The 11,050-nt window shown below is 68.5% G+C and carries 6 protein-coding genes; 4 read left to right on the top strand and 2 right to left on the bottom strand.

Annotation, left to right across the window (positions count from 1 at the left end):
- Positions 1–797: EAL and HDOD domain-containing protein (locus VFL64_RS18630; protein WP_489541878.1), on the top strand; the 797-nt coding region annotated here is incomplete at its 5' end.
- Positions 798–809: 12 nt separating this feature from the next.
- Here the strand turns inward: VFL64_RS18630 and VFL64_RS18625 are convergent.
- The gene (locus tag VFL64_RS18625) at positions 810–2,102 is read right to left on the bottom strand and encodes a right-handed parallel beta-helix repeat-containing protein (protein ID WP_489541877.1); all 1,293 of its coding nucleotides are present in this window, start codon (positions 2,100–2,102) and stop codon (positions 810–812) included.
- A 200-nt stretch (positions 2,103–2,302) separates the two neighbouring features.
- Here VFL64_RS18625 and VFL64_RS18620 point away from each other — a divergent pair, with 200 nt between their 5' ends.
- Positions 2,303–5,950, top strand: coding sequence for a PAS domain S-box protein (locus VFL64_RS18620; RefSeq protein WP_489541876.1), 3,648 nt, complete (start codon positions 2,303–2,305; stop codon positions 5,948–5,950).
- Between the two features lie 80 nt (positions 5,951–6,030).
- Positions 6,031–6,633 (top strand): ANTAR domain-containing response regulator, encoded by a 603-nt coding sequence (locus VFL64_RS18615; RefSeq protein ID WP_489541875.1) that lies wholly within the window; start codon positions 6,031–6,033, stop codon positions 6,631–6,633.
- On the opposite strand, the gene VFL64_RS18610 is transcribed toward VFL64_RS18615, so the two are convergent.
- On the bottom strand, positions 6,630–7,808 hold the full coding sequence (locus VFL64_RS18610; RefSeq protein ID WP_489541874.1) for a sensor histidine kinase: 1,179 nt from the start codon (positions 7,806–7,808) through the stop codon (positions 6,630–6,632). The two genes, VFL64_RS18615 and VFL64_RS18610, sit on opposite strands and share 4 nt — an antisense overlap.
- A gap of 132 nt (positions 7,809–7,940) precedes the next feature.
- On the opposite strand from VFL64_RS18610, the gene VFL64_RS18605 reads away from it, so the two are divergent.
- Positions 7,941–10,937 carry a response regulator gene (locus VFL64_RS18605; RefSeq protein WP_489541873.1) on the top strand — a complete coding sequence of 999 codons (2,997 nt, stop codon included), beginning with the start codon at positions 7,941–7,943 and terminating at the stop codon, positions 10,935–10,937.
- Positions 10,938–11,050 lie beyond the last annotated feature (113 nt).

Genomic DNA, 11,050 nt, shown 5'->3' with positions numbered 1-11,050 from the left:
CCGATGACCGCCGTGCCGGCGAAGGGGCGCATGCGCCGGGTGCCGTGACGCGCAGCATTCCACACGTCCAGTCGGGTGTCAGCAGCGTGACGGACATGGAAAGCAGTTTCACCCGAGGGGCCGCCGCCGTGCTGGGCTGGCCCATCGACGACGTCATCAACACCGCGCTGGCCAAGGGCAAGCCGCCGACGACCGAGCTGCAGGTGATCGTCGAGCTGATCCAGCGCGTCGACAAGCAGGAGCCCATCGAGAAGCTCGAAGGCACGCTCAAGCGCGACCCGTCGCTGGCCTTCAAGCTGATGCGCTACATCAACTCGCCGGCCTTCGGCCTGCGGGTGGAGATCAGCTCCTTCCGCCACGCCATCATGATGCTGGGGTACGCGCGCCTGAAGCGCTGGCTGGCGCTGCTGCTGGCCACGGCCGGCAACGACGCCAACATGAAGCCGGTGATGTTCGCCGCCGTGCGCCGCGGCCTGCTGATGGAAGAGCTGGTGCGTTCGGTGGGCGACGAAGAGATGCGCAACGAGATGTTCATCTGCGGTGTGTTCTCGTTGCTCGACCGCATGTTCAAGCAGCCCTTCTCCGAGCTGCTCAAGAGCATCCCGGTGCCCGAGCGCGTGTACCAGGCCCTGGTCGACCACTCCGGCCCGTACCAGCCGTACTTCGCGTTGGTGCAGGCGGTCGAGAACGAGTCGGTGTACGACATCCGCCAGGCCGCCGACACGCTGATGCTGAGCATGAGCGAGATCAATCGCTCGATCTTGAGCGCGCTCACATCGGCTTCGCAAGTCGAGTAGGACTGGCGCGCCTCAGCGTGCGCACACCCCGCTGGCTGCTGCGGCGCCCGTCAGCATCACATTGCCCGTGACCGTCGAGCTCGGTGCGATCACGCGCGTCACGCCGCTGTTGGCGTGCGGCGTGGGGTAGCAGGCGGTGTTGTTGCGCACCACGGCGTTGCCGTCGGCGAGGTCGCCGTTCGGGTAGTCGGTGTGGCCCACGGCGATGGCCGTCTGCGGCGTGGCCTGGGTGTTGATGACCACGTTGCCTTCGACCAGGATGCCCGGCGCCGACTGCGCGGCCAGGCCGGTGTTGCCGCCGTTGACGAGCTTGTTGTTGCGCACCACGAAGCGGGTGAAGCCTTCGGGGTCGGTGTAGCCCTGGGTGATGGACATCAGCCAGCAGCCTTCCGCCGCGGCGTCCTGTTCGATGGTGTTGCCTTCGATCAGCACGTTGTCGAGCAGGCCGTGGAAGGTCATGTTGCCGCCGGTGCAGGTGCCGTTGACCACCGAGTTGCGGATGTAGCGGTTGTTGCGCAGCACGATGTTGCGTGCGCCCGCGCCGTGGCCCGACAGGTAGGTGCCGTGGTTGAAGCCGCTGCCCGAGAAGTTGTTGGCCTCGAACAGGTTGCCCTCGAACACGCTGTCGCTGTAGTTGCCCAGCACGCCCATGTCGCGGTTGCGCACGATGTGGGAGTTGCGCACCGTGATGCCGCTGATGGGGTCGCCGCCCTGGGCGTTGATGGCGATGGCGAAACCGGTGAGCTCCACGCTCTCGATCACCACTCCGTTGAGCAGGCCGCGCAGCCAGAAGCCCCATTGGCCGGTGCCCAGGCCGTCGAGCTTGAGGTTGCGGAACATGTAGCCGCCGTCTGCCGCGGTGTTCTGCCATTCGCCGAACTCGAAGCCGTAGTTGCTGGCCACGCGCAGCAAAGGCGCCGCGCCGCTGCCGTAGGCGTCGAAGATGAGCGGGTTGGCCACCGTGGCGTTGCGGTTGTCCACGCGCACGGTGCTGTGGTTCCAGGCGCCGCCGCGCTTGAACAGCAGCTGCGTGCCGGCCGGCAGGGTGTTGACGTTGAAGCCGGTGAGATCGCGCTTGGGCGCGTCGGCGCTGGTGCCTGCGTTGCTGTTGTTGCCCGCGGTGCAGCCTGCGGTCGCGCCGGCCTGGCAATCGGCGAAGTAGTACACCGGGCCTGTGGGCGTGATGGGGGCAGCAGGGTCGGGGCCGGCGCCGGAGGAAGGAGTTGGGCTGGCTGAGGGGCTGTCGCCGCCACCGCTGCCTCCGCAGCCGGCGAGCAGGGCCATGGCGATGAACAGGCCTTGCAAGGTGGCGCGGGAGGGGGAGGGGGCTGTGCCGGGGTTGCCACTTCGCATGGGGGCTCGGGCGTGTTGTCGATCTCGCCAGTGTGTCGGTGCCCGGCGGCTGCCTGGTAAGCAAATGTCGGGGCTCTCCACAGGCGAAACGGGAGCGCACGGCTGCGTACACTCGAAGCCGCCTCGCCCCTGGGGCGGCCCCCTTCGCGACCATGTTCGATCCCAAGGCCCTGCGGCAATTCCTCGATGTGCTGTCCGATGCCGTGGTGGTGGTGGACCGCAGCGCGCGGGTCTACCACGCCAACACTGCAGCCTTGCGGCTGCTGCGTGCCGAACCCGGCAGTGCGCTGGTCGACCTGCAGCCATTGCTGGGCGAGCCGCTGGTCTCGGCCATCGCCCAGGTGCTGAACAAGGGCGTGCAGCGCATCGGGGCGCCGCGGCCCGACATCCCCGACACGCTGAAACTGCCCGATGGGCGTCGCTTTGGCGTGGCGCTGTCGCCGCTCGAAGGCGAGCGCTGGGCGCTGCGGCTGGCGGCCGTTCCGGTGGTCTCCCAGGAGCGCGTGCCCGGCGGCGATGCGATGGGCGCGACCCCTTCGATGTCGAACGCGCTGGTCGACCTGTACTGGGAGTCGCCCTTTCCCGCCTGTGTGCAGGACAGCGACTTCCGCTTCGTGCGGGTGAACGAGGCCTACGCCGAGTTCACGGGCTACGGTGCCGAACAGCTGATCGGCCGCGACCCGATCGAGCTGCAGCCCCACGAAGACCGCGAGCTGAGCCTGGCCTACCGGGCCGAGGTCGGCGAGATGTCCAAGCCGGGGCAGCCGGCGCGCTTGATGGAGCGCCGGCTGATCCATGCCGACGGCCGCGAGCGCTGGTTCCGAGCCACCTGGCGCACCTGGGTCGACGAAGAGGGCCGCACGCGCTACCTCTCGGTGCTGCAGGACAGCACCGCCGAACACGTGGCGCGCGAACGCGCCGACCGGGCGAGCCGCGAGCTCGATGACTGGTTCGACCTGAGCCCGGTGGGCATGGTGCTGTTCGACGAGCAGGGCCTGCTGGTGCGCACCAACCCCGCCTTCGAGGCGCTGGTGGGCCACGTGCCGGTGCTGATGTCGGAGGCCGAGCCCGGCGTGCAGAAGCTGCTGTGCTGGCACGATGGCCGCCCGCTCGACAGCCTGCAACCCGGCTCCGCCCCGCAAGAGGCACAGGCCTGGGTGATGCATGGCGACGGCAGCCTGCGCCGCCTGCGCTCGGCCGTGCGCAGCTACCGCACGGCCAGCCACCAGCGGCGCTACATGGCGGTGGTGGAAGACCGCAGCGCAGAAGAAGAACGCGACCTTGCGCAGACGCAGATCGGCGCCCTGCTCGACACGGCGGGTGTGGGCCTGGCCACCTTCCAGGAGGAGTCGGGCTGGGTGCAGCACAGCAGCCCCCACGCGGGTACCGATGGCAGTGAGGAACTGCCCGCCTCGGCGGCCTTGCAGTCGATCCGGCGCGACGTGGTGCTCCCCGAATCGCTGCCCGAGTACGAGCGGCTGCAGCATGCGCTGCGCCATGCCGAGCGCGCCGAGGTGCGCTATGCCATCCGCCACCCCGAGCTCGGCCAGCGCTGGCTGCTCACGCGGGTGGAGCCGGCGACGCTGGCGTCGGGCCAGCGCACGACTTCGGTGGTCACGCTCGACATCACCGAGCAGCACCAGTCGCAGCAGCGCAGCGAGACCTTGCTGCACGAGATGACCACCATCCTCGAGAGCACCACCGCCGGCATCGCCTACCTGCGCGGCAAGGTGCTGGTGCGTTGCAACAGCCGCTTCGAGTCGCTGCTGGGCTTTCACGCGGGCACGGTCGTGGGCTCGGGGGTGCACGAGCTGTTCGCCAGCCAGCCGCATGCGCAGCTGCTGGTGAGCGAGATCGAGGCCGCGCTCGAACGCAACGAGGTGTTCGAGTCCGAAATCGCCATCGACCTGCCGGGGCGCGAGCGGTTGTGGTGTGCGCTCACGGTGCGCCAGGCCGGCGCGGCGGGCGACGCCTCGGAAGCGATAGCCGTGCTCTCCGACATCACGCGCCTGAAGGCGCAGCAGATGGAGCTGCAGGCGCTGGCGCGCGACCGCGAGCTGATGTTCAACGTGACCGAGGTCGGCATCGCCTTCGTGCGCGACTCCGTCATCCAGCGTGCGAACGAGGCCATGTGCCACCTCACCGGCTACGACACCGCCGAATGCCTGGGCCTGCCCATGTCGGCCCTGTTCGCGAGCCCGGCCGAGCACGCGCTGGCGCGCAACCTGATCGAGGCGTCGCTGCGCGAGCACGGTCGCTGGCAGGGCGAGCGCCAGCTGCGCCGGCGCGACGCCAGCCTGATCTGGGTGCAGGTCGGCATCCGCCTGGTCGACGAGGAACGGCCCGAACTCGGCATGATCGCCTCGTACGTCAACGTCGACGAGCGCCGCCGCGCGCAGCAGGCGGTGGGCCTGCAGGCGGAGCGCACGCGGGCCATCCTCGACTCGGTGCTGGTGGGCATCGTCACGGTGGGACCGGGTGGCATCGAGTGGATGAACCGCTCGGCCCGGCGCATGTTCGGCGGCGACCTGGCCGACTTCGTGGGCCAGCCCATGAGCACGGTGGCCACGCCCGGCCCTGCGCACCCCTTCCGGCAGACGCAGTACCTCGACGATCTGGTCGAAGGCCAGGCCGAGACCTTCGAATGCCAGGTGACGGCACGCGACGGGCGCGAGTTCTGGGTGGTGGGCAATGCCGTCGTCACAGGCCGCGAGTCGACCGGCCGCCAACTCACCTACGCCCTCCTCGACATCGAGCGCCGCCGCCAGGCCGAGGCGCGCACGGCCGAGGCGCAGGCCTCGCTGCAGCGCGTGATCGAGGCCGCGCCGCTGGCCATCACGCTGTACGGCGCCGACAGCCTGCGCATCCTGCAGGTCAACCAGCTCGCCGCGGCAAGCGCCGGCCATGCCGTGGCCGAGCTGATTGGGCGCACGCCCGAGGAGACCTACCCGCCTGCAGTGGCCACCCAACGCCGCCATGACATGACACAGGCCCTGGCGTCGCGCGAGGTGACGCAGCGCGAGTACCGCGTCGAATCCCACGGCGAGATGCGCCTGTGGGACGCACGCTACCTGCCGCTGGCCGCGCCTGGCCAGCCGCCCGACCAGCTGCTGCTGGTGGCCACCGACGTGACCGAGCAGCGCGCCGCGCAGGAGGCGCGCTTCGAGGCCGCCATCGCGCAGCGCGAGATGCTGGTGAAAGAGGTGCACCACCGCATCAAGAACAACCTGCAAGGCGTGGCCGGCCTGCTGCAGCAGATCGGCGCGCGCAAGCCCGAGATGGCCTCGGCCATGGCCGAGGTGGTGGGGCAGGTGCAGGCGATCGCGCAGGTCTACGGTCTGCAGGTCGGCGTGACCGGGCCGCTGCGCGTGAAGAGCGTGCTGGAGGCCATCACCGGCTCTGTGCAGCGCACCTTCGGGCGCACCATCAAGCTCACGGTGGAGGGCCCGGCGCCGCACCTGTGGGCGCTGCCCGAGGCGGAGTCCATCCCCATCGCGCTCACCATCAACGAGCTGCTCACCAATGCCATCAAGCACAGCGCGGCGGTCGATGACCCCTCGGCCGTGCACTGCCGGCTGGTGTGCGGCGATGCGTCCATCCAGATCGCCGTCGCCAACCGTGGCCGCCTGCCGCCCGGCTTCAGCCTGGCGCGCTTCCCGGGTGGGGTGTCGGGCCTGGGCCTGGTGCGCGCGCTGCTGCCGCGGCGCAGCGCCAGCCTGAGCGTGGAGCAGCAGGGCGACGACGTGGTGGCGACCATCGCGCTGGTGTCGCCCGGCGTCACACGCCTCGAGCCTTTCTGACGGCTTTGCGGCTGCTTACAAGCCGGTCACGTGGCGGCGTGGTGTTTCAGAGACAATCGACCATCTCTGCAGCGGGGCTCATGGTGACTGCGCAAAAAGGCAAGATTCTCGTGGTCGACGACGACCGGCTGGTGCTGGCCACGCTGACGCACGGCCTGGCCGCTGCCGGCTACGAGATCATCGACGCCGACAACGGCGATGACGCCATCCTGCTGGCCCGCGCCCACCGCCCCGACCTCGCGCTGCTCGACATCCGCATGGAAGGCAAGAGCGGCTTCGACGTGGCGGCCTATCTGCGCGAGTACTGCCAGATGCCCTTCATGTTCCTGTCGGCCTTCTCGGACGACGCGACGGTGGCGCAGGTGAAAGAGCTCGGCGCGGTGGCCTACCTCGTCAAGCCGCTCGACATCCGCCAGATCGTGCCCGCCGTCGAGGCCGCCTTCGCCCAGCTCAGCAAGCGCCACGTCGAGGCCGCCAACACCTCGCATGGCCAGACCGGCGATGCGCTGGCCCAGACCATCGCCATGGCGGTCGGGGTGCTGATGCACCGCTACTCGCTCTCGCGCGGCGCCGCCATGGAGCGCTTGCAAAAGCTCGCCACCACCGAATCGCGCCCGCTGCACGTGCAGGCCGAGCGCTTGCTCGAAGCGGTCGAACTGCTGTCGAAGCCGGGCGAGGCCTAAGGCGCCAGCCAGAAGACGAATCTCGCGCCGCGGTCGACCTCGCCTTCGGCCCAGATGTCGCCGCCATGCCGGCGGATGATCCGCCGCACCGAAGCCAGCCCGACGCCCGTGCCCTGGAAGTCGCTCGCGCTGTGCAGGCGCTGGAACACGCCGAACAGGCGGTCGGCGAAGCGCATGTCGAATCCGGCGCCGTTGTCGTGCACGCAGAAGGCCAGGTGGCCCTCGTGCTGGGTGGTCTCGCAGCGGATGCGCGGCTCGCGGCTCTTGGCGGTGTACTTCCAGGCGTTGCCGAGCAGGTTTTCCAGGGCCACGCGCAGCAGCGTCGCGTCGCCCTGCACCTGCATGCCTTTCTCGATGTAGACCTCGACCTGCCGCTCCGGTGACTGGCGGCGCAGGTCATCGACGATGTAGCCGATGAGCTGGGTCAGGTTGACCGGCTGGCGGGCGAGCGGGCGCGAAGACAGCTGCGACAGCGTGAGCAGCGCGTCGATCATGCTGTTCATTCGGGCGGCGGCGCCGAGCACGCGGTCGAGGTGGTCGTTGCCGATGCGGTCGAGCAGGCGGCCGTAGTCTTCCTTCAGGATGCGCGTGAACCCTTCCACCACACGGATCGGCGCGCGCAGGTCGTGCGAGATGGTGTAGCTGAAGGACTCCTGGTCGCTGGCCTCGGCGTCGTCGGCTGCGGCCGGGGTGGCCGCCGGCAGGGCCGCCGGGGCGGGGGCGGCCGGCACTTCGCGGGCCGTGCCCACGTGGCCGGCGAATCGGCCCTGCGCGTCGAGCAAGGCCACGCCGCGCAGCTGCAGTGCCACGGGCTGCCCTTCGGCATTGGTCTGTGATACCGCCAGGGCGTTGAGCGAAGCCTGGCTTTGAACGCGGGCACGCAAGGAGTTGTCACCCGACTGGAAGTGCTCCCACAGCAGCGGCATGCCGTCGGGCGCAGACCAGGGCGCGCCGCTGGAGGCGGGCGGGCGCAGCAGCGTGAGCCGGTGCTGTGCGTCGGTGTGCCAGTGCCACACGTCGAGCGTGCTGGCGAGTGCCTGGGCTTGGGCCCGGCTGGCTTGCAACTCGGTACTCAAGTGCTGCAGCCTGCGCTGGGCCTGCAGGCCCCATGCCACGGCGGCGACTGCGATCAGCAGGGAGAGCAGTGCCAGGGTGGAAAGCAGCGCAAACGTCATTGAAATGATTGTAAGGACTGACCCATCGCTCATCCTGCGCCGTGATGCGGTTCAAGTCACCCGGGTTTCTGCCGAAAACAGACCCGTAGACCTTGAAAGCCGCAGCTCGGCATCCGCGAACTGTCTGTCCCGATGTCCCGTCCGCTCCTCGACTCCATGCCCTCGCTGACGTTTCGCCTGTTGCTGGCTGTGGCTGCGCTGTCGGCCGGCTTGTCGCTGGCTGTGGCTCCCGAACCCGCCCGCTGGTGGGGTCTGGTGGCAGCGCTCGCCCTGGCCGGAGCGATGCTCATGCGTCAGGTCGGGGGCCAGCAGCCGAGCGCTGCCGATCCGGCACCCGCAGCGGGGCCGGGCGATCGTGGAGCCCAAGGCGGCCCGGGACAGGACTTCTTCCACACCCTGCTCGAGAACCTGCCGGCGAGCCTGTATGTGTTCGACCTGGGCGACCAGCGCATCCTGAACATCAATGCCCATGCCGAGCGCGAGTTCGGGGTACGGCGCGAAGACGTGGTCGGCAAGACCTTGCCTGAGGTCTTTGGCGGCCACGTGAGCGACATGATCAACGTGGCCATGGCCGAGGCCACGGCGAAGCACTCCACGGTCGACCGCGACTTCGAGGTCGACACGCCGCGCGGCAAGCGGGTGGTGGAGGCGCGCTACTTTGCGCTGCGCAACCCGCAGGGCGAGCCCACGGTGATGGTTGCGCTGGTACGCGACATCACGCAGGAGCGGCTGGCGCAACGCGATCTGCAGGAGTCGCAGGCGCGCTTTCGCGAGTTTGCCGACACGGTCGAAGACAGCCTCTTCGTCACCAACCCGCACCGCGACCATTTCGTGTTCATGACCACGGTCAAGTACGACGGCCAGCGAGTGAGCCGCGAGAACTTTGCCATCGACCCCTCGGTGATCAACGCCTACGTCGAGCCCGAAGACCTGCCCCTGCTCGATGCGCGGCGCGAGCGCGAGCTGCGCCTGGAGCCCACCGACATCGTCTACCGCGTCCGGCACCCGCGCATGGGCCTGCGCTGGATGCGCTCGCGCACCCGCTCGCGGCTGATGCCCGACGGCCGCATCCGCGTCTACGGTCTGGGCTCGGACGTGACCGACGAGCATGACCGCGACGAAGAACTTCATCGCGCCCGCGCCGCGGCCGAACAGGCCAGCCAGGCCAAGAGCCAGTTCATGGCCAGCATGAGCCACGAGATCCGCACGCCGATGAACGGCATCCTCGGCATGACCGAGTTGTTGATGGGCACGCCGCTCACCGACAAGCAGCGCCGTTTCGTGCAGGCGGTGTACCGCTCGGGTGAGTCGCTGCTGGAGATCATCAACGACATCCTCGACTTCTCGAAGATCGAGGCCGGCAAGCTGGAGCTGGCCAGCGTCGACTTCATGCTGCGCGGCGTGGTCGAAGACACGCTGGAGCTGCTGGCGCCGCGTGCGCACGAGAAGTGCCTGGAACTCAGCTTCCGCGAGGAGCCGGGCTTGCCGGTGGTCGTCAAGGGCGACCCGCTGCGCCTGCGCCAGGTGCTGACCAATCTGGTGGCCAATGCGATCAAGTTCACCGAGCAGGGCGAGGTGGTGGTCTCGTTGCGGGCGTCACCTGGCGGGTTGCCTGGCACCTTGGAGTTCTCGGTGCGCGACACTGGCATCGGCATCGAAGCCGAGGTGTTGCCACGCCTGTTCAGTGCGTTCACCCAGGCCAGCGCCGGCATGTCGCGGCGCTATGGCGGCACAGGGCTCGGCCTGAGCATCTCGCAGCAGCTGGTCGAGCTGATGGGCGGCGAGATCGTCGTCAACAGCCGCCCCGGGTTGGGGTCGGAGTTCAGCTTCGTGGTTCCGCTCGGTCTGGTCGAGGCCGACAGTGCCTCGCTGGGCCTGGATCTGGTGTCCATGCCGCGCATGCGCATCCTGGTTGCCGAAGACAACGAGACCAACCGCATCGTGCTCGACAACATGCTCGCCGCCTGGGGCATGGAGGTGGTGCTGGCCGAGGACGGCCGCCAGGCGCTGGAGATCCTGCTCGGGCAGACCTCGGTGGACCCGAAGTTCGACCTGGCCCTGATCGACATGCGCATGCCGCGGCTCGATGGCATGGGCGTGGCCCAGAGCCTGCGGGCCGCCGGCGCCCAGCCCGACCTGAAGATGGTGCTGCTGTCGTCGGTGTCGGCCCCGGACGACGTGCGGGCGGCGCACCAGGCTGGTTTCCACCGGTTCGTGCCCAAACCCATCCGCAAGGCGGAGTTGAGGCAGGCCATTCTGGGCATTTCTGCCTCTATTCCGGAGACCGACCGATTGACGCCACGGTTGAACGCCCACATCCTTGTGGTGGAAGACAATGTCGTCAACCAGGAAGTGATCGGGCAGATGCTCAGAACGCTGGGGTGCCGGGTTCAGGTCAGTACCGGTGCGTTGGCGGGCTTGCGGGCCATGTGCGAAAGGCGGTTCGACCTGGTGCTGATGGACATACAAATGCCGGGCATGGACGGCGTGGAGGCACTCAACTGGTTCCGCCGTGGTACCGCGGGCCGTTTCAACTTCCTGACTTCAGCAGATACTCCGATCATTGCGGTCACGGCCAATGCCTTGGGGGGAGATGAAGAACGCTTCCTGGGCCTTGGCTTCGATGATTACTTGTCCAAACCGTTTCGCCAGAGCCAACTGCTTGCCATGCTGACCAAACATCTCCGCCCCGCAGCCGCCACCAGTTCTGGTGATGCGGGTGCGCCCGGCGGTGCCGCACCCGGCGAGCTCTCCGCCGAGCCGAGCACCACCGAGGGTGACTCCGGTGTGCTCGATGCCCAGGCCCTGGAGCGCCTGCGCGAGCTCGACCCGAACGGCGAAAACCGCCTCATGGAGCGCGTGGTCAGTGCCTTCGAAAGCTCCATCGGCCGTCTCATGCCGCAGCTGCAAGATGCGCTGAAGGGCAATGACCTGGGGGGTATTCGCCATGTGGCCCACACCCTAAAATCGTCATCTGCCAGCATCGGGGCCATGAAGCTTTCCAAGATGTGCTCCGACGTCGAATCCAGAGCCCGCCAGGAGCAATCCGAAGGAATGACTGACCGAATCATTCAACTCCAGGCCGAAGTCGAAGTCGTGCGGGCCGCACTGAAGCGCATCCTGGGCTGACAGCACATGACATCCAGCGCCGCCTTGGTCGATGACGATCTGCTGGTCCAGCCCAAGGTGTTGTTGGTTGACGACGACGAAGTCAACCTGCTGCTCACGGCCATTGCGCTGCG

It is taken from the genome of Rhizobacter sp., assembly GCF_035702065.1.
GTDB lineage: Bacteria > Pseudomonadota > Gammaproteobacteria > Burkholderiales > Burkholderiaceae_C > Rhizobacter.
The sequence above is the reverse complement of the archived record's forward strand: the minus strand, read 5'-3'. Positions and strand labels throughout refer to the sequence as shown.